This is a genomic window from Actinomycetospora cinnamomea (assembly GCF_003096675.1).
Taxonomy (GTDB): domain Bacteria; phylum Actinomycetota; class Actinomycetes; order Mycobacteriales; family Pseudonocardiaceae; genus Actinomycetospora; species Actinomycetospora cinnamomea.
The window spans coordinates 1-25,002 of the sequence record NZ_QEKW01000024.1; the positions used below are offsets into that span (position 1 = coordinate 1).

Genomic DNA, 25,002 nt, shown 5'->3' on the forward strand with positions numbered 1-25,002 from the left:
CGCTGAGATCTACCTCAGCCAGCCGGGACTCGGGACCGTGCTGGGCGCCCGGGTGCTCGCCGAGTTCGGCGACGACCCGCACCGCTACCAAGATCACAAGGCTCGCCGGAACTACGCCGGCACCTCCCCGATCACCCGCGCCTCGGGACGCAGGACCGTCGTGCTCGCGCGCTACGCCCGCAACCGCCGCCTCGGCGACGCGGTCCACCAATGGGCGTTCTGCGCGCTGAACGCCTCTCCCGGCGCGCGGGCCTACTACGACCAACTACGCGCCCGCGGCACCAGCCACCACGCCGCGCTACGACAGCTCGGAAACCGCCTCGTCGGCATCCTGCACGGCTGCCTCAAGACCCGAACCCGCTACGACGAGACCAACGCCTGGGCCCACCGGCAGGCCGCCGCCGCTTGACCTCCCGCCCCATGGGATGTCTGAGGCGCCGCGGGGGACCCTTCGGGAACCGAAGCGTTCCCGCCACCCCCACGACCCGCCGACCACGGCGGGCGGTGTCACACCGCAGGCACCACCAGGTCCGCGTCGGTGTCGCCGTCGGTGCCAGGAGGTCACGCCACGCGCGGCGGACACGGGTGCCTCAACCGCCGTCGTCGACGACGCCGGCATCCGACTCCCGCACCAGCACCGACGCCCGCTGGCGTGTCACGCCGAACAGGGCCGCGATGGCGTTGATCGACAGCCCCTCGGCATGCAGCGAGCGGGCCTCCTCCCGGCGCCACCGGCTGCCCGCGCGGTTCAGGCCGTCCAGGGCCTCCGAGACGAGCTCGACGATCAACGGCCGCGCCTCGGCCGACACCGCCTCACGCCAACTGCAGTCGGCGGCGCGGAGAGCCCGCAACTGCTCGCTGCGCTCCAGCGCGGCCTGCAGGCCCGCGACGCAGGCGGTGAGCTCCTCGGCGAGGCCGGCCAGCGCCGCGTCCGCGGTGTCGGCGTCCTCCACCGACGCCGCTCCCGCCCCGTCCGCCACCGCGCTCCCCGATCCGGTCATGCTCGCCAGGGGACAATACCTGTTGCACGCGACACCCATTGCGGCTCCTCGTGCCCCATTGATTCTGTGACACTCTGTGGATAGCCGCCGGTGCAGACCGCGCGCCTGCTGCCCCGAACGAGTGTTCCGGCCCCAGACCGAGAGATCGGAGGACTCATGTCGACACTGTCCGCAACAGTAGACCTCCCGGTCACCGCCTACACCGTCCGTGATGCACGCGCCCTCACGTTGGCGCTGGTCGCCGCGTGGGACAGCGGTGTCTCCCGCGAGGACCTGGCCCTGCTCATCGACGACCTCACCGCCGACGTCGTCGACCACGCGAGCGCGGAGGCGAGCCTGGTGCTCGAGCTGAGCCTCGCCGACGAGCTGCTCCGGGTCGGCCTGGTCGACGGCAGTGCCGTGCGGCCCGTGGCCGATGACGTCACCCGGCTCGGGGGCCACTGGGCGCTCGCGCACCGCTGGGGCGACGAGCCCTACCAGAACGGGCACCGCGTCTGGTTCGAGCTCCTCCCGCCGCTGCCCGGCCCCGAGGCGGGCGGCGTCGTGGCCGGCCCCGCGGACATGGCGGTGTTCGCCGCCGCGCTCACCGCGGCGGTGGGCACGATCGACGGGGTGGTCGCCGAGCCGGCCGGGGTCGCACCCGAGTCCGGCACCACCTGACCCGCCCCTTCAGCTCCGCGTCAGGCGCAACGAGGACGATCGTCCGCGTGCGACACGGGGAGCGGGGGACCGGATGACGACGGCGACCGTCGAGGGCCTGACCGAGGCGCGGGCCCGCGAGCTCGCCCGGGAGGGCCGGGCGAACACCCCCGTCTCGGGCTCGGGCCGCACCACCGCCCGCATCCTGCGCACGACCGTCTTCTCGTTCTACAACAACACGCTCTTCGTCATCGGGATCGCGCTGCTCGCGCTCGGGCGCTACAGCGACGCCCTGGTCAGCGTCGGTCTCGGCATCATCAACGCGGCGCTCGCGGCCGTCCAGGAGCTGCGCGCCAAGCGCCAGCTGGACCGCCTCCAGTTGCTGGCGCGCGAGCCGGTCACCGTCGTGCGCGACGGCACCGAACGGCAGGTCCCGCCGTCGGAGGTCGTCGTCGGCGACCTCGTGCGCGTGCGCACCGGGGACCAGGTGGTGGTCGACGGGCCGCTGGTCACCGCGGACGGGCCCGGCGCGCGCGTGGAGGTCGACGAGTCGCTGCTCACCGGCGAGTCCGACCCGATCGCCAAGGCCGTGGGCGACGTCCTGCTCTCGGGCAGCTCGTGCTCGGGCGGGGAGGGGCTGCAACGCGCCGAGGCCGTCGGGGCGGACAGCCACGCCGGACAGCTCACGATCGCGGCCCGCGCGGACACGACCGCGCTGACCCCGCTGCAGTGGCGCATCGAGCTGGTGGTGCGCATCGTCATCACCCTCGTGCTGCTGATGAGCGGCGCGATCCTCGCGCAGGCCGCCCTCGACGGCTCGACCGTGCTGCGCTTCGTGCAGACCTCCGCCGTGCTCTCCGGCCTCGTCCCGTACGGACTGTTCTTCCTGATCGCCGTGGCCTACAGCGTGGGTGCCGCGCGGATCGCCGGCCGCGGCGCGCTCGTGCAGCGGACCAACGCCATCGAGGCCCTCAGCCGCGTCGACGTCGTCTGCACCGACAAGACCGGGACGCTGACGAGCGGACGGCTCACCCTCGCCGAGATCGTTCCCGCCGGTGGCGACGAGGCCCGCGCACGCGAGCTGCTCGGCACGTTCGCTAGGTCCGTGTCGAGCACCAACGCCACCGCGTCCGCGCTCGCCGCCGACGAGACCCTGCCCGGGGACCGCCGCGAGGTCGTCGACGAGGTCGAGTTCCGGTCCTCGCTGCGCTGGAGCGGGATCACCCTCGCCGACGGCACCTCGGTGGTGCTCGGGGCGCCCTCGACGGTGCGTCCGGCTCTCACCGACGCCGACCTGGTCACCGACGACGCCGTCCGCCGGCGTACCGACCAGGGGCTGCGGGTGCTCGTGCTGGCGCGCGGCACCGGCCCGCTGCGCGACGCGGGCGGCCGCCCGCGGCTGCCGCGCCTGCGCCCGGTGGCGCTCGTCGCGATGGCCGACGAGCTGCGCGACGGCGTCACCGACGTGCTGACCGGCCTGGCCGCCGAGGGCGTGGCGGTCAAGGTCATCTCGGGCGACGACCCCGACACCGTCGCGGCGCTCGCCCGCCGCGCCGGCCTCGACGCACCCGGTATCGCGGGCGCGCAGCTCGCCGCCCTCGAGGGGCACGACACGACGGCGTTCGACGAGGCGGTGGACACCCACGGCGTCTTCGGGCGCGTCGTCCCGGAGCAGAAGGAGAAGATCGTCGCGTCGCTACGCCGCGGCGGGCACCGCGTGGCGATGGTGGGGGACGGCGTCAACGACGCCCGCGCGCTGAAGCAGGCGGAGGTCGGCGTCGCGATGCGTTCGGGCAGCTCGGTCACCCGGGACGTGGCCGACATCGTGCTGCTCGACGACTCGTTCACCACGCTGCCGCCTGCGCGCACCGAGGGACGCCGCATCATCGCCGGTGTCAGCAGCTCGATGTACCTGTTCCTCGCGCGGGTGGCGACGCAGATGCTGGTCATCCTCACCGTCACCCTGCTCGGCCTCGGCTTCCCCTACACCCCCACGCAGGTCGGGCTGACGCTCTTCACCGTCGGCGTGCCGACCTTCTTCCTGACGATGTGGGCGCGCCCGAAGCCCCCGCAGGAGGACCTGCTGGTCTCGCTGGCGCGGTTCGTCATCCCGGTCGGCGTGCTCACCGCCGGGTTCGGCACGGCCATCTACGCCTTCCTGTATCAAAGAGTGACGACCGGGCTCTCGGGGACACCGTTCCCGCGCGCGGTCGACCTGTTCGAGAGATACACCGGCCTCACCTACGGCGTCGACGCGGACTTCGTCGAGGCGTCAGCCACCCTGGGAGCCCAGTCCGGTCTCTCGATCTTCGTGTCCACCAGCTCGCTGATCCTGATCCTGTTGCTCGAACCGCCACAGCGACTCTTCACGGCGTGGGCACCGGTGAGCGAGGACCGCCGACCCCTCTGGCTGGCGCTCGGGCTGTTCATCGCCTTCGCGGTCGTGCTGCTCGTCCCGGCGACCCGCGCGTACTTCGGCCTCACGGCGCCGGACCCGCCAGTGGTCAGGACCGCGGCACTCGGCGTGGTGGCCTGGTTCATCACGCTGAGCCTGGTGCTGCGCCACCGCGTGCTCGAGCGGGTCCTGGGCCTGTACCAGCGGCCTACGGTCGGGGCATGAGCCCGACTCCCGACGACGTCGACGTGTTCTTCACCGACCGGCTGCACCTCGAGGACGACGCCCTGCGGGCCGCGCGCGACCGGGCGCACGAGGCCGGGCTGCCCGACATCGCCGTGACGCCGGGCCACGGCGCGCTGCTGGCGCTGTTGGCGCAGGTCACGGGCGCACGGCGGGTGCTCGAGGTCGGCACGCTCGGCGGCTACTCGACGATCTGGCTCGCCCGCACGGTCGGACCCACGGGACGGGTGACGAGTTTGGAGATCGACCCGCACCACGCCGAGGTCGCCCGCGCGTGCGTCGACGCGGCGGGCGTCGGCGACCGCGTCGAGATCGTCGTCGGGCGCGCGCTCGACACGCTGCCGGCCGTGGAGGGGCCGCTGGACCTCGTCTTCGTCGACGCCGACAAGGAGAACAACGCCGCGTACGTGCGCGCGGCGCTGGAGCTCACGCGTCCGGGCGCGGTGGTCGTCGTCGACAACGTCGTGCGCGAGGGCCGGGTCGCCGACGACACCGACGACTCCCCCACCGTGCGCGGGATCCGGGAGGTCGTGGACCTCGTCGCGGCCGACCCGCGCCTGGACACCGCGACCGCGCTGCAGACCGTCGACCGCAAGGGGTGGGACGGCCTGCTCCTCGCCCGCGTGACCGGCTGACCACCGGCTGTCTCGGTCCAGAACCCCCTCACCTGGCGCGGGCCCCGTGACCTGGCCCACCATGAAAGAACCGTGTTCAGATCGCGAGCAACGGTCGATCCTCCGTGCTCGGTCCGGGGCCTCGCGGCTCCCGCGCGCACGGCCCCGGTGGTGGACGAGGAGGTCCCCGCCCATGTGGCACCTGCACTGGCGCGCCGACACGGCGCGCCGGACCCGCCCGGCCGAGTCGGCCGGCGACGGGACGCGCGCCGTCCGGCGCCGCCCCGTCCCCGCGCGCGGCTCGTTCCAGCACGTCTGGCACGACACCCCCGCCGCCGCGCAGGCGGGCGACGTCCCGGAGTCGGTCCGTGTCCGCGGACGCTGACGCCGGGCCCGATGTGCGGGCGGAGGAGCGGCCGGACGAGCGGACCGAGGCGCGGGCCGAGGAGTGCCGCCGCGCCGCCCGCGCGCTGGCCCCGTGCACGCGTCACGACGGCGGACTGACCCTGTCCGGGTCGTCCGCGGCGGCGCTCGCCGAGCTCCTGCGGGTACTCGCGCGCGACGGCGCCGACGTCACCGACGCCGTGGTGCGCGCGGCCCGGCGGCTGCACGCCGAGGCGCAGGCCCAGTCGGGCACGCCGACCGCCGCGACCGCCGGGGCTCCCGCGCCGCGGGCCGCGGCCGACGCGGCGCCCGGGAGCCTCGCGGCGCGCTGAGCCGACCGGCCGCACAGGGGAGCCTCACACCGGCGTGACCTCCACCCGTGTGTCCGAGAACGTCGGCGCGTTGCCGAGGTCGGCGAAGGCGAACGGGTTGACCGCGTTGACCGTGCTCTGGTCCTTCGCGTTCTTGGGCCACGCGCCCATCGGCGCCACGGCGACCCCGGGCGCCACCTCGTCGCTCACCCGCGCGAGCGCGACGAACCGGCCGCGGTCGTTGTGGACCGCCACGTAGACCCCGTCGACGATGTCGCGGGCCGCCGCGTCCGCGGGGTGCAGCGTCACGGTCTGCTCGCCCTGCACCCGCTTCTGCATCGCCTGGTCGCCGGCACTCGAATTGAGGTAGGCGTGCGACTTGGGCGAGATCAGGTTCAGCGGGTGGCTGTCGCCGGTCTCGCGCGGGGGGACGTAGTGCGGCAGCGGGTCGACGTACCCGCCCGGCTGGTACTCCTCCGACAGCTGGCGGAACAGCGGGACGACGAAGTTGCCGGCCGCCTCGAGCGCCGACGAGCGGAACTCGGTCCTCCCCGACGGCGTCGGGAACCCGCCGTCGGCGTGCGGGCGGTACTCGTCGGGGCCGGGCAGGTTCAGCCGGGCCCAGCCGCTCTCGCGGAGGGACTCCAGCGTGATGCCCTCCATGACCGGCGACGACCAGTCGTACGCCTGGGCCAGGAGCTCGGAGTCCGACAGACGGAAGTACTCGTCGTCGAAGCCCATCCGGGCGGCGAGGCGGCGGAACAGCTCGGTGTTCGGGACGGCCTCGCCCTCCGGCGCGACGGCCGGGGTGTTCAGCGTGACGTAGAAGTGGCCCCAGCTGAACATGATGTCGTGCTGCTCGAGCTGGGTGGTCGCGGGCAGCACGATGTCGGCGTGGCGGGCCGTGTCGGTGAGGACGTGGTCGCTGACGACGGTGAACAGGTCCTCCCGGGCCAGGCCGCGCGCGACCTTGTCCTGCTCGGGGCAGACGACCATCGGGTTGGAGTTGTAGACCACCAGTGCGGTGATCGGCGGGTCGAGCGGGAGCTCGCCGGTCAGCGCCCGGCCGATCAGGTACTGGTTGACGACCCGCGTACCGGGCGTGGCCATCTCCGGGTGGATGAACGCCGGCCAGTTCACGGGGTGCGCCCAGAGCGGGAGCTGCAGCAGGCCACCGCCGACGTGGCGCCAGGCCCCCACCAGCGCGGGCAGGCAGGCGATGGAGCGCACGGTCTGGCCGCCACCCGCGTGCCGCTCGATCGCGACGCCGATACGGATCAGCGAGGGGTCCGTGGTGGCGTACTCGCGGGCGAGCGTGCGGATGTCGTCCGCGGGGATGCCGGTCTCCTCCGACGCCCACTCCGGCGTGTACTGCCGGACCCGCTCGGCCAGCTCCTCGTAGCCGAGCGTGTGCTCGCGGACGTAGTCCTCGTCGGCCAGCCCCTCGCCGATGATCACGTTCATCATCGCCAGGGCGAGGGCGCCGTCGGTGCCCGGGCGGATCGGGATGTGCCAGTCGGCGCGTCGGGCCGTCTTGTGCCGCACGGGGTCGATGACGACGACCTTCGCGCCCCGCTTCTGGGCCTCGGCGACCACCGGCCACAGATGCAGGTTGGTCGAGACCATGTTGCAGGCCCAGATGATGATGTAGCGGGAGTGCACGAGGCTCTCGGGGTCGACGCCCGCGGTGGCGCCGACCGTGGCGGCGTAGGCGGTGCAGGCCCCGGAGTCGCAGTAGGTGCGCTCGGTGACGGTGGCGCCGAGTCGGTGGAAGAACGCGTCGCCGACCGACAGGCCGTTCAGGATGCCCTGCGTGCCCAGGTAGCTCACCGGCATGACCGTCTCCGGCCCGTGCTCGGCGATCTTCGCCCGGAACTGCTCCGCGATCGTGTCGAGGGCTTCGTCCCACGTGATCTGCTCGAAGCGCCCGCTGCCCTTGGGCCCGGTGCGGCGCATCGGGTGCAGCACGCGGTCGGGGTCGTAGACCTTGTCCTGGTAGTTGTTGACCTTGACGCACAGCCCGCCGCGCGTGAACGGGTGCTCGGGGTCGCCGCGTACGCCCGTGGCCACGCCGTTCTCGACGGTCACGACCATCGCGCAGGTATCGGGGCAGTCGTGCGGGCAGGCCGCGCGCACCGTGGTCGTGGTGGGCGTCAGCGGCAGGTCGTCGAGCGCGGTCACGGGGGCTCCCGGGGGCGGCACGGGCGGCGGGTGACCGCCGCGTCGGTGGTGGGCCGGGCGGTCGGCGACGACCGCGATCCCGGCAGCCTGCGCGACGCCGGGGGGCGGGCGCTTGTCGCTGCGCGACGGATCAGGCACGCTGCGCGCCGAGTCCGGCCCGGCTCCCGTTGACCGACGACGCCGCGCTCCCTAGCGTCGAGCCACCTCGTCGAGCACCCTGCGAGCCGCCCGTGGCGACCACCACCCGCCCCGTGGGTCCCGTCCCACGGCCTCCCGCGATCGCGCGCGCCGCCGGCGCGTCCGCGGTCGAGGGCCGTGCCGACCGGCTGGACGGCTGGCGCGACCTGTTGCGCGAGCACTTCGTGGCCCTCGACGTCCACGCCGACGGCGACGCGCCGTTCGGCGGCACGGTGCGCAGCAGCCCGCTCGGGCACCTCGCGGTGGCCACGGTCGGCTCCACCGGCCAGGACTGCATCCGCACACCCGGCCTGGCCCGCCGCGACGCCGACGCCTACCTGCAGGTCGGGATGATCGCCCGCGGCCGGGCGGTGGTGCGCCAGGACGGGCGCGAGGCCCTGCTCGGACCCGGCGCCTACGCGATCTACGAGACCGGCCGGCCCTTCGCGTGGCGGTTCCACGGGCCGTGGCGGCTGCTGGTGTTCACGTGGCCGCGCGAGCTCGTGGGCCTCGACGAGGACACCTCGCGCGCGGCCACCGCGCGGGCGCTGGGCGGTGACCGCCTGGGCGGGATCGTCGGGCGCACGCTCGCCGACGTCGTCGCCACACCGCCGAGCCTCTCCCCCGCCGGCGGCGACCGGCTCGCGACCGAGCTCGCCGACCTCGTCGGCACGGTCGCCGGCGAGGCACTGCGGCGCGACGACGTCCCGGGGCCTCGCGGGGCCGCCGAGCTGCGCACCCGGGTCGAGGCGTTCGTCGCCGAGCACCTGGAGGACCCCGACCTGGGGCCGGACATGATCGCCCGCGCGCACTTCGTCTCCACCCGCCAGCTCCACCGTGCCTTCGCCGACGCCGCGACGACCGTCGGCCGACTGGTGCGACAGCGGCGCCTGGAGCACGGTCGGCGGGAGCTGGCGGACCCCCGCCTCGCCGACCTCTCGGTCACCGACGTCGCGCTGCGCTGCGGCTTCTCCGACCTCGCCGCGTTCAGCCGCGCGTTCAAGGACGCCTTCCACGAGCCGCCGAGCACCTTCCGGCGCCGTCACGGCGGGTGACCGCGCGCTCGCGGAGGAAATTGCCTGGCCGGCGGGGAACATCCGGCCCCGCCCGCACCGTCGAAGTGCCGAACGCCCACCACGACGGGCACCGAGCACCCACAGGAGCGAGCAGGCCATGAGCACCGACACCAACGCCGGGGACCGCCACTTCGCCGCCGACGGCAACATCTACGAGGCCGACGGCACCGTGGTCGGCACCTACCAGCTCGACGAGCACGGCCACCTCGCCTCCACCTCCACCGACGAGGACGGCAACGGCTACATCGACACCGTCGTCGCCGACACCGACCACAACGGCACCTTCGAGACCGGCGTGGTCGACACCAACGCCGACGGCTACGGCGAGACCGTCCTGGTCGACACCGACGACGACGGCGACTTCGACTCGGCGGCGGTCGACACCGACGCCGACGGCACCTTCGAGACCACCGCCACCGACCCGGACGGCTTCTGACCAATGTGAGCGGACCTCGCGCCTCCAGGCGCGAAGTTCGCTCACATGGGCGGGCGTGTCCGCACCGTGACCCGGCAGCGCCCCGGTGGTGACCGCCCGGTAGGTTCTCCCGCCGAGCACGGTGGTTGAGACGCTCACGCCACCGGAGGTGCTGTCCCGTGCGCGGGACCAGGATTCTCCCCGGAGTGAGCGCATGCCCGCCGTCGGCGACCAGCCCGCGATCCCCGGTCGCGACGCGCGACCGCCCGCCCCGGCGGACCGCGGACTGAACGCGGTCGCGGGCCTGCTCGAGCGCCTGGCCGACAGCCCGGGGGACGCCGACGCCGCCGACCGCGTGGTCTGGGCCGCGGCCGAGCAGGCCCTCCCCGCGCTCACCGGGGTGGCCGGGTGCGGGGTGACGGTACTGCGCCACGGCGTGCCCGAGTCGATCGCCCGCGACCTCGCGCGATTCACCCGGCTCGAGGACGTGCAGTACGCGGCCGCCGAGGGCCCGGTCGTGCAGGCCCTGCGCGAGCATCGGGTGATCACCGCCGACCGGACCGCGGCCCGGACCTGGCCCGCCTACGCGTCGTGCGCCGACGAGCTCGGCGTGCGGTCCTGCCTCGTGGTCCCGCTGTCCGCGGACGGGCGGGCGCTCGGCAGCCTCAACCTCTACGCGACCGACCCGGACGCCGACCTGTGCGCGGCACAGCCCGCCGCCCGGCTCGCCGCGGACCTCGCGTCCACCGCGCTCGCCTCGCAGCTCCGCCACGCCGCCTCCGTGAAACTGGCCGACGAGCTGCGCACCGCCCTGGAGTCACGGGCGGTGATCGAGCAGGCCAAGGGCCTGCTGATGGCGCGCGGCCACGACGACGCCGAGGCGTTCGCGGTGCTGCGCCGGATGTCGCAGAACCACAACATCAAGCTCCGCGAGGTCGCCGCCCTCGTCGTCGACCTCGCGCGCAGCTGAGGCTCCTACTCCCAGGTCTGGTGACGCCGGTACGCGGCGACCACCCCCGGTGGGAGCGGGCCCACGCTGGGCACCGGCAGGCCCTGCTCGCGCGCCCACATCCGCGCGGCCTCGATCATCCCGTGGACGTTGCCCTTGCGCACCGGCTCGTCGGCGTCGTGTCGCTCGAGCGGCTTCGTGGGCTCTCGCCGAGCCCCGGCATCCGCAGCCATCGCACACCTCCGATGACGTCGTCGTCATCGTCGTCCGTCGGTCCCGGCCGTCGGCGGGGACCACCGCCCTGCCCGGCGGTCCGTCGAGGTTACCCCGGTCACACCGTCGCGACGCGTTCGCCGCCCGTGCGGCCCCGAATGCCGGGCGCACCGCCGTCCGACTCCTCCGGAACCTCCCGGCTGGGAGGATCACGGCGTGGACGTCGCGCTCGAGATCGGGCTGGTACTGCTGTTCGTGCTGGTCGGCGGCTTCTTCGCCGCCGCCGAGATCGCGCTCGTCTCGCTGCGGGCGGGGCAGGTGTCGGCGATGGAGGAGCGCGGCGCGCGGGGCCGGGCGGTGGTCCGCCTGCGCGGCGACTCCAACCGGTTCCTGTCCGCGGTGCAGATCGGCGTGACGTTCACCGGCTTCTTCGCCTCGAGCTACGGCGGCGCGACCCTCGCCACGCGCCTCGCGCCGGGGCTGGAGGGGCTCGGGCTGCCGATCGCGCTCGCCACGACCCTCGCGCTCGTCCTCGTCACCGCGTTCGTGTCGTACCTGTCGCTGGTCGCCGGCGAGCTCGTACCGAAGCGGCTGGCGCTGCAGAAGCCCGAGGCGGTGTCGCTGACCACGGCCCCGGTGCTCGACCGCCTGGCCTCGCTGACCCGCCCGCTCATCTGGCTGCTCTCGGTGTCGACCAACGCGGTCGTGCGGGTGCTCGGCGTCGACCCCAGGCAGACCGAGGACGAGGTCAGCGAGGACGAGCTGCGCGACATGGTGCGCACCACCAGCGCGCTCACCGCCGCCGAGCGCCGCCTGCTGAGTGACGCCTTCGCAGCCACCGACCGCGTCATCAGCGAGGTCATGGTGCCGCGCACCGAGGTCGACTTCCTCGACGCCGACGTCACCGCGGCCGACGCGGTCGCCCACGTCAGCGACCGGCCCCACTCGCGCTACCCCGTCATCGGCGAGTCCGTCGACGACGTCGTCGGCTTCGTCCACGTCCGTGACCTGCTCACCGCGCGCCCCGGCGCCGACGGCACCGCGCCGCGGCTGCGCGACCTCGCCCGCACCGTGACGGTCCTGCCCGGTAGCAAGCCCGTGCTCGACACCCTCTCGCTGATGCGCCGCGGCGGCGGGCACCTCGCCGTCGTCGTCGACGAGTACGGCGGCACCGACGGCATCGTCACCGTCGAGGACCTCGTCGAGGAGATCGTCGGCGAGATCCGCGACGAGTACGACCCCAAGGCGGTGCCCGCGCGGCCGCTCGCCGAGGGCGTCCACGAGGCCGACGGCCTGCTGCACCGCAGCGACGTCGCCGAGCAGACCGGGGTCACGCTGCCCGAGGGGCCGTTCGACACCCTCGGCGGGTTCGTGCTGCAGGAGCTGGGGCGGATGCCGAAGGTCGGGGACGTCGTCGAGGACCTGGGCCACCGCTTCACCGTCGCCGCCGTCGACGGTCGACGCGTGGCCCGGGTGCGCATCACGCCGCTGGCCACCCACGGCGCCGAGGCGGAGGGCCGCCGCGAGTCCTGAGTCACCGGCGGGGCGCCCCCGGCGGGAGCAGGATGGGAAGCGGTCGTGCCACCGCACCGAGGAGGAGACCGATGGACGACGAGAGCGACGTCCGGGTGGACGAGGACCTCGACCGCGGCGCGTTCGTATTGCGTGTCGACGGTGTCGAGGCAGGACGGGCGGACGTGCGGCGCCGCCGGGGCGACGCGCCGGCGATCGTGCTGGTGCACACCGAGGTCGACGAGGCGTACGCCGGTCGGGGGCTGGCCGGCCGGGTCGTGCGCGCGGTGTTCGACGCCGCCCGCGCCGAGGGTGTCGCGGTCGTGCCGCGCTGCCCCTACGCGCAGCGGTGGCTGCGCTCCCACCCCGAGTACCTCGTCGACGTGCCGCCGCGCGACCGCGCGGAGCTGGGCCTGAGCGAGCCGCAGACCGAGGAGGCGTCGTGACCACGGAGATCGACCCGCACGCGCTGCCGTCGGGTACGGGCTGCGTCGAGTGCGAGGAGTCCGGTGGCTGGTGGTTCCACCTGCGCCGCTGCGCCGCCTGCGGGCACATCGGCTGTTGCGACTCCTCGCCGGGCCAGCACGCCACCCGCCACGCCCGCGAGCACGACCACCCGATCCTGACCAGCTTCGAGCCGGGCGAGGACTGGTTCTTCGACGACCGCGACGGATCGGTGATCCACGGCCCCGTGCTCGCCGGGGCGCAGAACCACCCGGAGGACCAGGGCGTGCCCGGGCCCACGGACCGGGTGCCGGCCGACTGGCGCCGCCGGCTGCACTGATCAGCCGGTGGGGCCGAACCGCTCCACACGGATGGTCCCGGCGGGCTGGCCCGCGTCGACGAGCAGCGTCTCCATCGCGCCGGTGAAGCGCGCCGAGCCGCACAGGTAGACCGTGGTCTCGGGGTCGACGAGCGCGGCGATCGCCTCGGCGTCGAGGCGCCCGGCGTGGTCGGCACCGGGCTCGCGGGTCAGGGCGATGCGGGCGCCGGCGGCCTCGAGCTCGCCGGCGTAGGGCAGCCGGGCGCGGGTGGTGGCGCTGACCGCGAGGCGCAGCCGCTCGGGGTGCCCGAGGTCGACGCCGTGGCGCAGCATGCCGACCAGCGGGGCCACGCCGCTGCCGCCACCGATCCCGATCGCGGGGGTGCGCCCGCTCCAGACGAACCAGCGCCCGATGGGCCCGCGCACCTCGAGCTCGTCGCCCGGCTCGACGACGTCGGCGAGGTAGGTCGACACCTCGCCGTCGTCGATCCGCTCGACGAACAGCTCGACGAGGTCGTCCGCGGGCGCCGACGCCACCGAGTACGAGCGCTGCGCGGTGTAGCCGTCGGGCGCGCGCAGGCGCACCACGTAGTGCTGGCCGGGGTGGTGCTGGACGCGCTCGGGCACCGCGAACCGCAGCACCACGGCGTCGACCGCGGGGTGCGCGACCTCGACGACCCGCGCGTCGCGCCACCGCGCGGCCGCCCGCCGGTCGTTCGGCCCGCCCACGCGATCGTCGGGGGCACCGAGACCGTCGTCAGTCCCCGTCGAAGCGCTGCTCGCGCCAGGGGTCGCCCCGCTGGTGATAGCCGTTCACCTCCCAGAAGCCGGGCTCGTCGTGGTCGAGCAGGGTGATCTTCGTGATCCACTTGGCGGACTTCCAGAAGTACAGGTGCGGCACGAGCATGCGCACCGGCCCGCCGTGCTCACGGGTCAGCGGCTTGCCCTCGTGCTCCCAGACCAGCCACGCCTTGCCGCCGCGCACGTCGTCGAGCGGCAGGTTGGTGGTGTAGCCGGTGGTCGACGTCTCGACGATGAACTTCGCCTCCGGCGCCACCCCCACCGCGTCGAGCAGCGTGTCGACGGAGATGCCGGTGAAGTTGGTGTCGAGCTTCGACCACGTGGTCACGCAGTGGATGTCGCCCGCGTAGACCGACGGCGGCAGCAGCCGCAGCTCCCGCAGCGTCCAGGTCGTGGGGGTGTCGACGAGGCCGTCGACGGTGACCGTCCACCGGTCGGGGTCCACGCGTGGCGTGGCCTCCGCGGTGAGCACCGGCCACCCCGCGCCCACGTCGTACTGCCCCGGGGGCAGTCGGGGGTCGCGCTCCCGCCGTCGGCCGACAAAGCCCCGCGTGGTCGCCACGATCATCACTCCGTCTCGACCGTCGTCCTGTGACTCGCCGCCGACAGTAGTGAACAACCGTCCCGCCGTGCCTCGTCGACGACGCATTCCCACGTGACCCCGGCGACGGCACGGGGTCGACGGCGACCCGGTGCCGTGGCCACGATGGGGCGCGACGTCGACCCATCCGGCGTGCTCGTGTCCCGCACCCCTCCGGAGAGGACCGACACCCATGCGCACGATCGAGACCGTCACCCTGGAGGACGCCCGCCGCGTCATCGCCGCGGGCGAGCAGGAGGCCGACAGCCAGGGTCAGCCGATGAACATCGCCGTCGTCGACGCGGGCGGGGTCCTCGTGGCGCACGTCCGTCAGGACGGCGCCTGGATCGGGAGCGTCGACGTCGCCATCAACAAGGCCTTCAGCGCGCGGGCGTTCGACGTCTCGACGCAGGGCCTCGCGGAGAACGCCCAGCCCGGCGGCCAGTTCTACGGCATCCAGGACTCCAACCACGGTCGCATCATGATCTTCGCGGGCGGAGTGCCGCTGATGTCGGGCGACGCCGTGGTGGGCGCCGTCGGCGTCAGCGGCGGCACCGGGGACCAGGACCAGGCCGTCGCCTCCGCGGCGGCCGCCGCCCTGTAGGGGGAATCGCGGGACGGGAGCGGCGGTTGTCGACGACCAGACGGTCCCGTCCCGCGAGGAGCTGCCGTGCCGACCCCGTCCGAGCCGCTCGAGCAGCTGGGCTTCCTCACGATCGGCCTGTTCGACGGGGACGACCCGGCCCCGGGCATGGAGAGCACGCTGCGGGTCATCGAGCTGGGCGAGCAGCTCGGCTTCGACAGCGCCTACCTGCGACACCGCCACTTCCAGACCGGCATCTCGTCCCCCGTGGCGATCATGGCGGCGGCCTCGCAGCGCACGCGCCACATCGCGATGGGGACGGCGGTCACGCCGCTGGCCTGGGAGAACCCGGTCCGCCTGGCCGAGGACCTCGCGACCGTCGACCTGCTCGCCGGCGGCCGCATCCACCCCGGGGTCTCGGTCGGCCCGCCGATGAACTGGGAGCACGTGCGGGGCGCGCTCTACCCCGACACCGCCGACGCGGAGGACTTCTCCTACGAGCGCGTCCTCCGGTTCGTGCGGCACCTGCGCGGCACGCCCGCGAGCACGTTCGCCGGGACGCGGGGCACGGAGCAGTTCTCCGCCCGCGTCGAGCCCCACTCCCCCGGCCTCGCCGACCGCGTCTGGTACGGCGCGGCGAGCCGGCGGTCGGCGGCATGGGCCGGCGAGCAGGGCCTCAACCTGCTCACCAGCAGCGTCGTCAGGCCCGAGCCCGCCGACGAGCGCTCCGACGGCACCTGGGACTTCGCGGCGATCCAGGCCGAGCAGATCCGTGCGTTCCGCGCCGACCACCCCGCCGGGGCGCGGGCGCGCGTGTCGCAGGGCCTGGTCGTCATCCCCACCGACTCGGCCACCGCCGCGCAGCGCGCGACGTACGCGGCGTACGTGGAGGCCCGGCAGCCGCGCACGGCCCGTCCGCAGGGACCGGGCCTGCTCTTCGCCCCGGACCTGCTGGGGACCTCGGCGGAGATCGCCGAGGCGCTGTACGCCCATGCCGGGTTCCGCGAGGTCCGCGAGGTCGTCTTCGCCCTGCCGTTCAGCTTCGAGCACGACGACCACGTGCAGATCCTCAGCGACATGGCCACGAAGCTCGGCCCGGCGCTGGGGTGGTCGCCGACGGTGGGCCGACCGGCGGTCGCGGCCCGTTGACACCGCGGGGGTGAACGTGCAAAGACGGCGTCGGACGGAGGCGGCGATGGCGCACGACCCCCACGGACCGGACCGGACGGTGGCCCCCGGCGAGCTGCAGCGGTGCCTGCAACGGGTCTTCGAACGGCTCGGGCTCGATGGCGAGGACGCCGGGCCTCTCGCCGGCCTGCTGCTGGACTCGGAGCTCCGCGGGCACCGCGATCACGGTGTGGCGGCCGTGGGGATCCTGGGCGACTTCTACCGGGGCGGGTCGCTCAACCCGCGTCCGCAGGTCCGGGTGGTACGGGAGACCCGCGGCGCCCTGCTGCTCCACGGAGACCGGGGCTGCGGCCCCGGCGCCCCCGCCCGGGCGATGCAGTGGTGCATCGACCGCGCCCGCGAGGGCGGGGGCGTGGCCGCGGCCGCCCTCGACGCATGGCAACTGCTCGTCGCCGGCCCCTCCGTGCGACGCGCCGCGGAGGCGGGCGTGGTCGGCTTCGCCTGCACGAACTTCGCCCCGCTGGTGGCCCCGCCCGGAGGACGCTCCGCCGTCTTCGGCACCAACCCGCTCGCGTACGGGCTCCCCACCCGGCGGCATCCGCCCGTGGTGCTGGACATGTCCACCAGCACCAGCTCGATGCAGAAGGTCCGGCTGGCCGCAGAGGGCGGGTCGACGGTGCCCGAGGGCATCGTGCTCGACGCCGACGGCGAGGCTGCCGTCGATCCGCAGGCGCTGTTCGCCGGCGGATCGTTGGCGCCGCTGGGCAGCCCCCTCGTCCCGCACAAGGGGTTCGGGCTGGCCCTGCTCGTCGATGCCCTCACCGGGGTGCTGAGCGGGGGCCGGTTCGCCCGCGAGGTCGAGCGAGGTCCCGCGGCGTGCTTCTTCGCGGCGCTCGATCCCGAGTGGTTCCTCCCCGGCGGCGAGTTCGCCGCACGGATGGACGAGCAGATCGACCAGGTGAAGGCGACCCCGGTCAGGGCCGGTTGCTCCGAGATCGTCGTTCCCGGAGAGGGCGGCGAACGACTGCGACAGCAGCGCATCGCCCAGGACTCGATCCCGATCTCCGACGCGAGCTGGCGACTCCTCGCCGCCCGCTGCGAGGAACTCGACGTCGCTCTCCCCGGCTTCCGCAGCGACGGACCGACGGTGCCGTCCTGATCGCCGACGAGACCGTAGCCCGCCAACGCCGCGTCGTCGTCCACCCCGGCCGGGCCGGCGTCGAGGTGTCGGCGGCGACCACCTCCCGGTCGTAGCCGCCGCGCGCGCCGTGCTGGGGGTCGGGCTGGGCGTCGGCGTCGATGATCCACTCCTAGGCCCACCGTGTGACCTGGACCGCGACGTGCTCCCAGCGGCGAACACCGCGGCCAGCCGGCGCTTCTGCCTGTCGGTGAGCAGCGAGAGCCGGGTGCGCAGCACACGGAGCGCGGTAGAGCGGGTCCCGGCGCGGCCGCGGTGCCCGAAGGGTGCCCTGCTGGGCGGCGCCCCTGGGTCGGTGAGCTGCACCCGGTCGCCCGGGCGGAACGGGCCCGACCGCACGGGGCCGCGCTCCTCGTCCGTCACCGATCCCTCGTCCTGCACGATGGTCCACCCTGGGGACCGGCCCCACGGGGCGGACGAGGGGCACGTTGCGCAGGCCTGAGCCCGCGGCCCCTGTCGATCATGCGATACGTACCCCTCGCGTCGGCGGAGCGGCGGAGATCGCTCGTGCTGCTGCGGCGACCTCGTGAGCGTGTGAGATGGCCGCCTGCCCTCGGAGGAGAAGCGACGTGGGCATCCTGATCAGCGCCCCGCGAGCACCGCGAGCGAGAGCAGCAGCCGGTCCCGGGGTTCGGCGAGCCGGCGTGCGGTCAGCGCCTCGATGCGCGAGAGCCGGTACATGACGGTGTTGCGGTGGCAGTACAGGCTCGCCGCGGCGTGGGTGGGCGAGCCGCCCTGCGCCAGGACCACCTCGAGGGTCCGCAGCAGCGTGCGCCGATCGGCCTGAGGCAGATCGAGCAGGCCGCCGAGCACGACGCGGCGCAGCCGCTCGGCGACCTCCGGGCTGTCGGCGAGCAGGGCCTCGGGCAGGCGGTCGTCGAGCACGGCGACGGCGGGGTGCTCCGCGTCGGGGGCCCGCGCGTCGAGGGTCCGCGCGGCGAGGCGGGCGAGCCGGCGACCGGCGTCGACCCCGGCCAGGCCCGCGACCGGCGGGGACACGCCCACCGGCCCCGACGCGCACGGCTCGAGGAGCTCGGCCACCTCCCGCGCGGCGGCGGTGGCCTCCCGCCCGCTCCCGCCGAGCGCGACCAGGCCCACCACCTCGGCGCGCCGCGGGTGCCACAGCGACGCGTAGCCCGCGGTGAGCAGGGTCTCGCGCGGGGCGCGCAGGGGGTCGTCGGAGATGTCGCCGACCGGCGCGACGACGCAGGCGAGGTCGCCGTGCTCGGGCAGCCCCAGGGTCAGGGCGGCCTCGCGGGCGTAGGCCGGGTCGCTGCCCCGCCCGTCGAGCAGACCCTCGACGACCGAGTAGCGGCGGCCCAGGTCGCGGCTGTGCTGCCGGGCCTCTTCGTCGCGGTAGGCGTCGACGAACCGGGCGGAGCTGCCGTCGATCATCCGCCACACCTGGTCGGCGACATCGAGCAGCGCGCGGTCGTAGGCGCCGCCGTACCGGTCGCGCGACGCCGCCCGCATCCGGTCCCACAGCAGCCGTCCGCACAGCCGGTAGGCGCGCAGCACCACCTCGAGCGGCACGCCCTGGCGCGCCCGCCGGTGCGCCGTCGCGACGGTCAGCGACGCCGGGTCGGTGTCCGGCGGCACGTCCCCGCTCAGCACGAGCAGCGCCCGCTCGAGGTTGGCGCGGCAGGTCTCGCGCACGTCCTCCCGGATCGGGATCCCCAGCTCCCGGTAGATGTCCTCCCGGTCGAGGATCATGAGGGTCAGCTGGTCGGCGAGGCCGTCCACGTCGTCGCGCAGGGCACGACACAGCACGCCGAGGGCGTCCGCGGACGCCTCCGATGACCCCGTGACCTGCGCCACCGCCGCAGGATGCACCCAGCGTTCCCACATCGAGAAGCCCGTCGTGCTCGGGGCTGCATGACCCAGGTCACATGTAGTGCTCCGAGCCCATGGCCCCCATTGGGCGATGCGCCCAAGGTGTGAGCGGTCGAGTACGGGAGGTGACCATGACGTCCGCCGTGCACCAGCCGCCGGCCGCGGGCGGTCCGGGAGCCGCCCCGGCTTTCGCCGTCGAGGACGTCACCGTGCGCTTCGGCGGCCTCACCGCCCTGGACGCGGTCTCGCTCGAGTTGGGGGCGCGCGAGGTGCACGGGGTCATCGGACCCAACGGCGCCGGCAAGACCACGCTGCTCAACGTCTGCTGCGGCTTCCAGCGCCCGGACTCCGGGACGCTCTCGCGCGCCGGGCGCCCGCTCGCCGCCCTCGCCCCGCACCAGCTCGTGGACCTCGGGATCGCCCGCACCCTGCAGGGCGTCGGCCTGTTCCGGGGGCTGACCGCGCTCGAGAACGTCATGGTCGGCGCCGACCGCCACCGCCGCGCGGGCTTCCTCGCGGCCCTGCTGGGACTCCCGCGGGCCGAGGCCGACCGCCGCGCGCTGGCCGAGCGCGCACGGAGCGCGCTCGCCGAGGTCGGCGCCGCCGACGTCGCCGACCGCCTCCCCGCCGCACTGCCCTACCCGGTGCGCAAGCGCGTGGCGCTGGCGCGCGCCCTGGTCGCCGAGCCGGAGATCCTCTTCCTCGACGAGCCGGCCGGCGGGCTGGGCTCCGACGACATCGACGAACTCGCCGGGCTGATCCGCCGCCTCGCCGAGCGCGCGACGGTCGTGCTCGTCGAGCACCACATGGATCTGGTGATGGCGGTCTGCGACCGGATCACCGTTCTCGACTTCGGGCGGGTGATCGCGGTCGGCGATCCGGCGGCGGTGCAGGACGACCCGGCCGTCGCCGCGGCCTATCTCGGCGAGGAGTCCGCGCGCGGGGACGAGGGAGGGACGGCGTGACCGCGCCCGAACGCCGCTCCGAACGTCCAGCCCCGCGATCCACCGCCCCGCCGGCCCTCGTCGTCGAGGGACTGACCGCGACCTACGGCCCCGTCACCGCGCTGCGGGAGGTGTCGATCCCGACCGAACCCGGGCGGGTGACCGCGGTGCTCGGCGCCAACGGCGCGGGCAAGACGACGCTGCTGCGCACGATCTCCGGGCTCGTGCGGCCGCAGGCGGGGCAGGTGCGTCTCGGTGAGCGCGACCTGACCGGCGCCGCGCCGGAGACCGTCGCCGGCGCGGGCGTCGCCCACGTGCCCGAGGGCCGCGGAGTGATCACCGAGCTGACCGTCGAGGAGAACCTGCGTCTGGGGTCCCTGCTGGGCCGCCGCCGCGCCTCCGGGCGCGGGGGGCCGGCCCGGGGATGGTCGCTGGACGACGTGCTGGAGCTGTTCCCGGCGATCGCCGAGCGCCGGCGGCGACCGGCGGACACGCTCTCGGGCGGCGAGCGCCAGATGCTGGTGATCGGGCGGGCCCTGCTCACCGAGCCCGACGTGCTGCTGCTCGACGAGCCCTCGCTCGGGCTGGCCCCGCGCGTCGTCACCCAGATCTTCGCGGTACTGCGCGACCTGACCGAGCAGCACGCCCTGACCGTCGTCCTGGTCGAGCAGAACGCCCGCAGTGCCCTCGAGGTGGCCGACACGGGCGTGGTGCTCGCCCTCGGTCGCGTCGTCGCGGTCTCCGAGGCCGCCGAGCTGGCCGCGGACCAGGCCCTGCGCCACGCCTACCTCGGCTTCTGAGCCGGACCGACCCGGGAGGAGCCCCGTGCAGCAGTTCCTCGACCTGACCCTCAGCGGGCTGTCCCAGGGCGCGATCTACGCCGCGTTCGCGCTGGCGCTGGTGCTCATCTGGCGCTCCACCCGTGTCGTGAACTTCGCGCAGGGCGCGATGGGGATGTTCACGACCTACCTGGCGCTGCTCGCCGTCGACGCCGGATGGTCCTACTGGGCGGCGCTCCTGCTGGCGCTCGGGTCGGGCCTGCTGCTCGGGGCGTTCATCGAGCGGGTGGTGATCCGCCCGGTGGAGAACGGCCCGGAGCTCAACCCGGTGATCGTGACCCTCGGGGTGTTCATCGCCCTGCAGGCGCTGGCCTCCCTGCTGTTCGGCGCGCAGTACCGCTCGTTCCCCGCCCCCTTCGGCCTCACCGGGTTGCAGGCAGGCTCGGTCAACCTCGCCATCACCCCGTACGGGCTGTTCACCATCGGTGCCGTCCTCGTCACGATGATCGCGCTGGTCGCCCTGTTCCGGTTCACCGACCTCGGGCTGCGGCTACGGGCGTCGGCATTCAACGGGGAGGTCTCGCGCCTCCTCGGGGTGCCGGTCGGGCGGATGCTCACCCTCGGCTGGGCGCTGGCGGCGGTGGTGGGCTCGCTGTCCGGGCTGCTCATCGCGGGGGGTGAGCTCGTGTGGCCGGCCTACATGGACCCGTTGATCGTCTACGGGTTCGTGGCCGCGGTGCTGGGCGGTCTCGACAGCCCCGCGGGCGCGGTGATCGGCGGCGTCGCGATCGGCCTCGCGCTCTCCTACGTCAGCGGCTACGCGGGCTCCGAGTTCGCCGGCCTCGCCGCGCTGCTCATCCTCGTCGCCGTCCTGCTCGTCCGGCCGGCCGGGCTCTTCGGTCGCGCGACCGTCCGGAAGGTCTGACCGTGACCGACACCGAGGCCGCCGCCGACGTCCCCACCCCCGGCCGCCCGCAGCCGTCCGGTCCGCCGGCCTCGCGCTGGTCGGCGCTCGTCGCTCGCGTGCGCAGGCCCGGCACGCCGCTCGGTCGCCACCTGCGGGGGCTGGTGATCGGCGCGGTCATCGTGATCGCGCTGCTGGAGCTGGTCAGCCCGTTCCGGGTCTCCCAGATCACCACGCTGTCCTACTACGTCGTCGCCTGCGCGGGTCTGACCCTGCTGACCGGGATCAACGGTCAGATCTCCCTCGGCCACGGCGCCCTGATGGCCGTCGGGGGCTACACCACCGCCCTCCTGCTCCCCGCCGGCCTGCCGTTCCTGGTGGCGATCCTCACCGGTGCCGTGGCCGCCGGGATCGTCGGCATCATCGTGGGGGCGGCCGCGGCCAAGCTCCACGGCCCCTACCTGGCCGGAGCGACCCTCGCCCTCGCCGTGGGTCTGCCCGGGCTGGCGCTGGCCTTCGCCGACACCCTCGGCGGCGAGCAGGGCCTGACGGTGGACGTGCCGCGCCCGCCCGCGTGGTTCGCCGACGCCCACTTCTTCCTGTTCGGCAGCGACCCCTCGACGACGCAGTACCTCGCCTACATCGGCGCCCTGGTGGCCGGGCTCGTCCTGTTCCTGCTGGCCAACCTCCACACCTCCCGCTACGGGCGGGTGTGGCGGGCGGTCCGCGACGACGAGGTGGCCGCGGAGCTCGCGGGGCTCCGGCTGGGCCGGCTCCGGGTGCTCGCCTTCGTGGTCAGCGCGGTGTGCGCGGGCCTGGCCGGCGGAGTGCTGGCCCTCGCGACGCGCCTGGTGGCGCCGAGCGGCTTCACGATCGTGCTCTCGCTCTCCCTGATCGCCGCGGTGGTCATCGGCGGGCTCGGCAGCCTCACCGGCGCCGTGCTGGGCAGCGCGGTGATCGTCTTCCTGCCGCCGCTGGTCACCGGCCTGGGCGCGCGGGCCGGGCTCTCCGACGTCCAGGCCGCCGAGCTCGCGCCGCTGACCTACGGGCTCGTCCTGGTACTGGTGATGATCTTCGCTGCGGACGGGGCAGCGGGCCTCGTGCGCCGTCTCGGCGGCCGGCTCCGGCGGCGTCAGGGACCAGGAACAGGACCGCCGCGGTCGGGGCACGACGCAGCGCAGGAGTCGGACGACGCAGCGAGGAGGACGTCATGAGGGTGCGACCGGGAGCGGCGGCGACGCGGATCGCCGCCGTCGCCGCCGTGCTGGCGATGGTGCTGGCCGGATGCGGGGCGGGCGGGCGGTCGGAGGACCCGGGCGGGGCCTCCGACGTCGGCGTCACGCCGACCTCGATCAAGGTGGGGGCCCACTTCCCCCTGACCGGTGTCGCCGCCCCGGGCTACAGCGAGATCCCGACGGGCACCCGGGCCTACTTCGACTGGGTCAACGCCAACGGCGGGGTGAACGGCCGGCAGATCGAGTACATCTTCCGCGACGACGCGTACACCCCCACCCAGACGACCCAGGTGGTCAACGAGCTGGTCCTGCGCGACCAGGTCTTCGCCGTCACGGGCGGGCTGGGCACGGCCACGCACGGGGCGGTCCTCGACTTCCTCAACAGCGAGGGCGTGCCCGACCTGTTCGCGTCGTCGGGCTCCCTGCTGTGGAACCAGCCCGAGCAGAACCCGATGACGTTCGGCTGGCAGCCCGACTACGAGGTCGAGGGCAAGATCCTCGGCCAGTACATCGCCCAGACGTACCCGAACGCGCGCGTCGGCCTGCTCCTGCAGGACGACGACTTCGGCCGCGACGGCGAGGTCGGCGTGCGGCGCACGCTGAACACGCAGATCGTGTCGGTGGCGCGGTACACCTCGGGCGCCACGGACATCACCCCGCAGGTGTCGCAGCTGCAGGCCCAGGGCGCGGACCTCGTGATCGGCTTCACCGTGCCGTCGTACACCGCGCGCAGCCAGCTCGCGGCCCAGCAGCTGAACTACCGGCCGCAGTGGGCGTACAGCAACGTCGGGTCCGACCCGACGCTGGTGGGCGGGCTGCTGCAGCGGCTGAGCCAGGGCCAGAGCGGCCCGAACCCGCTCGAGGGCGTGCTGACCACCAAGTACCTGCCGGGCCCGGAGGAGACGAACGACCCGTGGGTGCAGCTGTTCTCCCAGGTCTGGGCGGCCCACGGTGACGGCGGACCCCTGACCAGCTTCCGGATCTACGGCATGTCCGAGGCGTACACGTTCGTGCAGGCCCTGCAGGCCGCCGGCCCGGCGCCGACGCGCCAGGGGCTCGTGGACGCCGTGGAACGCCAGGGCGGGGGTCCGGACGGCTTCCGGGGTCCGGCCTACCCGCCGTTCCGCTACGGGCCGGACTCGCACGCGGGCATGGCCGGCGTCGCCGTGGCCCGCCTGCAGGGCGGCAGCACGGTGCCGCTGACCCCGGTGCGCCTCACCGACAACGGGGACGCCCCGATCACCGACGCGCCCGCGCAGGAGCGTCCCGCCCCGCCGCCGCAGGGCATCCCGACGGTCGTGCCGACCGGGAGCTAGACGAGCGGCAGGCCGAGCCGGCGGCGGATCCGCAGGTCGGTGAGCGCCGTGGTGTAGGGCACGCCCCGCACCGGCCCGGGCAGGCGTCGCACGACGCCCCCGAGCCGGCGCAGGCGGCCCTCGAAACGCTGCTGGTCCGCCGCCGACCACTCCAGCCCGAGCAGTGAGCGGAACGGCTCGTGCAGGAAACCGGTGGTCCAGAACCGTCGCGACGACGCCGTGGCCCGCCGCAACGGTCGCGGCAGGTACGCGCCGGCGATCAGCTGCGCGAGGTGGTCGCGCACCGCGTCGTCGATGCGGACGTACGTCAGGCCGTCGGCCCACGCGACGTCGAAGGCGTCGCGGTCGGCGGGCCACTGCTCGGGACGCATCTGCAGCGTCGTGCCGAGCACCGCGCACTCGCGGAACACCGCGTCGGGCAGCCGCGTGCCCGGCGCACCGGCGAGCAGCCCCCACGTGTCCTCGAACGCGCGGTAGAGGCACAGCGCCACCCAGCGCTGCAGCTCCGGGTCGAACGCGTCGTAGTCCACCGGGCTCGCCTCGGTGCTGTGCACCTGCGCGTGCGAGCGCCCCACCGCCCTCCGGTAGGCGAGCCGCTCCTCGTCGGTCCCGAGCAGGGCGACCGCGAGGTAGGCAGTGGTGGTCCGGAAGCGGTGCACCGGGTGGAGCATCACGTTGCCGGAGTCCACCCGACTCTCGGCGACCCCGTGCCCCACGCCGGGCCACCCGAGCTCCATCACGACGTTGGCGGTCGCCGCCAGCACGACGGGCCCCAGCACGAGGTCCCGGGCCGAGCGCGGCACCGGCGGGACGCCGGTCCGCAGCATC

General features: G+C 74.5%; 27 protein-coding genes. 20 read left to right on the top strand and 7 right to left on the bottom strand.

The window, feature by feature from the left end:
* Positions 1-409 (top strand): transposase (locus C8D89_RS26000; RefSeq protein WP_133252072.1); only part of this gene is annotated, 409 nt, incomplete at its 5' end.
* Between the two features lie 181 nt (positions 410-590).
* Here C8D89_RS26000 and C8D89_RS26005 read toward each other — a convergent pair.
* On the bottom strand, positions 591-1,001 hold the full coding sequence (locus C8D89_RS26005) for a helix-turn-helix domain-containing protein (protein ID WP_116711051.1): 411 nt from the start codon (positions 999-1,001) through the stop codon (positions 591-593).
* A gap of 156 nt (positions 1,002-1,157) precedes the next feature.
* Here C8D89_RS26005 and C8D89_RS26010 point away from each other — a divergent pair, with 156 nt between their 5' ends.
* The 5 genes from C8D89_RS26010 to C8D89_RS26030 all read left to right on the top strand — a co-directional run bounded on the left by C8D89_RS26010 (position 1,158) and on the right by C8D89_RS26030 (position 5,608).
* Complete coding sequence (locus C8D89_RS26010) at positions 1,158-1,661, top strand: ATP-binding protein (protein ID WP_116711052.1); 504 nt, start codon at positions 1,158-1,160, stop codon at positions 1,659-1,661.
* Between the two features lie 73 nt (positions 1,662-1,734).
* Positions 1,735-4,260 (top strand): HAD-IC family P-type ATPase, encoded by a 2,526-nt coding sequence (locus tag C8D89_RS26015; RefSeq protein ID WP_116711053.1) that lies wholly within the window; start codon positions 1,735-1,737, stop codon positions 4,258-4,260.
* Complete coding sequence (locus C8D89_RS26020) at positions 4,257-4,913, top strand: O-methyltransferase (RefSeq protein ID WP_116711054.1); 657 nt, start codon at positions 4,257-4,259, stop codon at positions 4,911-4,913. The genes C8D89_RS26015 and C8D89_RS26020 overlap by 4 nt, the downstream gene beginning before the upstream one ends.
* Before the next feature lie 172 nt (positions 4,914-5,085).
* On the top strand, positions 5,086-5,277 hold the full coding sequence (locus C8D89_RS26025; RefSeq protein ID WP_116711055.1) for a hypothetical protein: 192 nt from the start codon (positions 5,086-5,088) through the stop codon (positions 5,275-5,277).
* Positions 5,261-5,608, top strand: a complete 348-nt coding sequence (locus C8D89_RS26030) for a hypothetical protein (protein WP_116711056.1) — start codon at positions 5,261-5,263, stop codon at positions 5,606-5,608. Before C8D89_RS26025 ends, C8D89_RS26030 begins: the two co-directional genes overlap by 17 nt.
* A gap of 24 nt (positions 5,609-5,632) precedes the next feature.
* Here C8D89_RS26030 and C8D89_RS26035 read toward each other — a convergent pair whose 3' ends face one another.
* Complete coding sequence (locus C8D89_RS26035; protein WP_116711101.1) at positions 5,633-7,768, bottom strand: molybdopterin-containing oxidoreductase family protein; 2,136 nt, start codon at positions 7,766-7,768, stop codon at positions 5,633-5,635.
* Positions 7,769-8,019: 251 nt separating this feature from the next.
* On the opposite strand from C8D89_RS26035, the gene C8D89_RS26040 reads away from it, so the two are divergent.
* The 3 genes from C8D89_RS26040 to C8D89_RS26050 all read left to right on the top strand — a co-directional run bounded on the left by C8D89_RS26040 (position 8,020) and on the right by C8D89_RS26050 (position 10,406).
* On the top strand, positions 8,020-9,000 hold the full coding sequence (locus C8D89_RS26040; RefSeq protein ID WP_165825951.1) for an AraC-like ligand-binding domain-containing protein: 981 nt from the start codon (positions 8,020-8,022) through the stop codon (positions 8,998-9,000).
* Between the two features lie 118 nt (positions 9,001-9,118).
* A complete protein-coding gene (locus tag C8D89_RS26045; protein WP_116711058.1) occupies positions 9,119-9,457 on the top strand; it encodes a hypothetical protein in 339 nt (112 codons plus the stop codon).
* A gap of 193 nt (positions 9,458-9,650) precedes the next feature.
* On the top strand, positions 9,651-10,406 hold the full coding sequence (locus C8D89_RS26050) for a GAF and ANTAR domain-containing protein (RefSeq protein ID WP_116711059.1): 756 nt from the start codon (positions 9,651-9,653) through the stop codon (positions 10,404-10,406).
* A gap of 5 nt (positions 10,407-10,411) precedes the next feature.
* On the opposite strand, the gene C8D89_RS26055 is transcribed toward C8D89_RS26050, so the two are convergent.
* The gene (locus C8D89_RS26055) at positions 10,412-10,618 is read right to left on the bottom strand and encodes a hypothetical protein (RefSeq protein ID WP_116711060.1); all 207 of its coding nucleotides are present in this window, start codon (positions 10,616-10,618) and stop codon (positions 10,412-10,414) included.
* Positions 10,619-10,814: 196 nt separating this feature from the next.
* On the opposite strand from C8D89_RS26055, the gene C8D89_RS26060 reads away from it, so the two are divergent.
* The 3 genes from C8D89_RS26060 (at position 10,815) to C8D89_RS26070 (ending at position 12,894) form a co-directional block, all read left to right on the top strand.
* Complete coding sequence (locus tag C8D89_RS26060) at positions 10,815-12,131, top strand: hemolysin family protein (RefSeq protein WP_116711061.1); 1,317 nt, start codon at positions 10,815-10,817, stop codon at positions 12,129-12,131.
* 71 nt (positions 12,132-12,202) lie between these two features.
* Positions 12,203-12,556, top strand: a complete 354-nt coding sequence (locus C8D89_RS26065; RefSeq protein WP_116711062.1) for a GNAT family N-acetyltransferase — start codon at positions 12,203-12,205, stop codon at positions 12,554-12,556.
* Positions 12,553-12,894 carry a UBP-type zinc finger domain-containing protein gene (locus tag C8D89_RS26070; RefSeq protein WP_116711063.1) on the top strand — a complete coding sequence of 114 codons (342 nt, stop codon included), beginning with the start codon at positions 12,553-12,555 and terminating at the stop codon, positions 12,892-12,894. The genes C8D89_RS26065 and C8D89_RS26070 overlap by 4 nt, the downstream gene beginning before the upstream one ends.
* Here C8D89_RS26070 and C8D89_RS26075 read toward each other — a convergent pair whose 3' ends face one another.
* Entirely contained in the window at positions 12,895-13,602 is a 708-nt protein-coding gene (locus C8D89_RS26075) for an FAD-binding oxidoreductase (protein ID WP_116711064.1), read from the bottom strand.
* A gap of 28 nt (positions 13,603-13,630) precedes the next feature.
* Complete coding sequence (locus tag C8D89_RS26080; RefSeq protein WP_207787441.1) at positions 13,631-14,242, bottom strand: sulfite oxidase-like oxidoreductase; 612 nt, start codon at positions 14,240-14,242, stop codon at positions 13,631-13,633.
* A 205-nt stretch (positions 14,243-14,447) separates the two neighbouring features.
* Here C8D89_RS26080 and C8D89_RS26085 point away from each other — a divergent pair, with 205 nt between their 5' ends.
* The 3 genes from C8D89_RS26085 to C8D89_RS26095 all read left to right on the top strand — a co-directional run bounded on the left by C8D89_RS26085 (position 14,448) and on the right by C8D89_RS26095 (position 17,124).
* Complete coding sequence (locus C8D89_RS26085; RefSeq protein ID WP_116711065.1) at positions 14,448-14,858, top strand: GlcG/HbpS family heme-binding protein; 411 nt, start codon at positions 14,448-14,450, stop codon at positions 14,856-14,858.
* A gap of 66 nt (positions 14,859-14,924) precedes the next feature.
* The gene (locus C8D89_RS26090) at positions 14,925-15,986 is read left to right on the top strand and encodes an LLM class flavin-dependent oxidoreductase (protein ID WP_207787442.1); all 1,062 of its coding nucleotides are present in this window, start codon (positions 14,925-14,927) and stop codon (positions 15,984-15,986) included.
* A 46-nt stretch (positions 15,987-16,032) separates the two neighbouring features.
* Entirely contained in the window at positions 16,033-17,124 is a 1,092-nt protein-coding gene (locus C8D89_RS26095) for an Ldh family oxidoreductase (RefSeq protein ID WP_116711066.1), read from the top strand.
* 621 nt (positions 17,125-17,745) lie between these two features.
* Here the strand turns inward: C8D89_RS26095 and C8D89_RS26100 are convergent.
* On the bottom strand, positions 17,746-18,981 hold the full coding sequence (locus C8D89_RS26100; RefSeq protein WP_243418391.1) for a PucR family transcriptional regulator: 1,236 nt from the start codon (positions 18,979-18,981) through the stop codon (positions 17,746-17,748).
* A gap of 146 nt (positions 18,982-19,127) precedes the next feature.
* Here C8D89_RS26100 and C8D89_RS26105 point away from each other — a divergent pair, with 146 nt between their 5' ends.
* The 5 genes from C8D89_RS26105 to C8D89_RS26125 all read left to right on the top strand — a co-directional run bounded on the left by C8D89_RS26105 (position 19,128) and on the right by C8D89_RS26125 (position 24,174).
* Positions 19,128-19,961 carry an ABC transporter ATP-binding protein gene (locus C8D89_RS26105; RefSeq protein WP_116711104.1) on the top strand — a complete coding sequence of 278 codons (834 nt, stop codon included), beginning with the start codon at positions 19,128-19,130 and terminating at the stop codon, positions 19,959-19,961.
* Complete coding sequence (locus C8D89_RS26110) at positions 19,958-20,740, top strand: ABC transporter ATP-binding protein (protein ID WP_116711068.1); 783 nt, start codon at positions 19,958-19,960, stop codon at positions 20,738-20,740. Before C8D89_RS26105 ends, C8D89_RS26110 begins: the two co-directional genes overlap by 4 nt.
* Positions 20,741-20,765: 25 nt before the next feature.
* Complete coding sequence (locus C8D89_RS26115) at positions 20,766-21,644, top strand: branched-chain amino acid ABC transporter permease (RefSeq protein WP_116711069.1); 879 nt, start codon at positions 20,766-20,768, stop codon at positions 21,642-21,644.
* 98 nt (positions 21,645-21,742) lie between these two features.
* Positions 21,743-22,837 carry a branched-chain amino acid ABC transporter permease gene (locus C8D89_RS26120; protein ID WP_116711105.1) on the top strand — a complete coding sequence of 365 codons (1,095 nt, stop codon included), beginning with the start codon at positions 21,743-21,745 and terminating at the stop codon, positions 22,835-22,837.
* Positions 22,834-24,174 (top strand): ABC transporter substrate-binding protein, encoded by a 1,341-nt coding sequence (locus tag C8D89_RS26125; protein WP_116711070.1) that lies wholly within the window; start codon positions 22,834-22,836, stop codon positions 24,172-24,174. Before C8D89_RS26120 ends, C8D89_RS26125 begins: the two co-directional genes overlap by 4 nt.
* Here the strand turns inward: C8D89_RS26125 and C8D89_RS26130 are convergent.
* Positions 24,171-25,001, bottom strand: coding sequence for an oxygenase MpaB family protein (locus C8D89_RS26130; protein WP_116711071.1), 831 nt, complete (start codon positions 24,999-25,001; stop codon positions 24,171-24,173). The two genes, C8D89_RS26125 and C8D89_RS26130, sit on opposite strands and share 4 nt — an antisense overlap.
* Position 25,002: the final 1 nt, after the last annotated feature.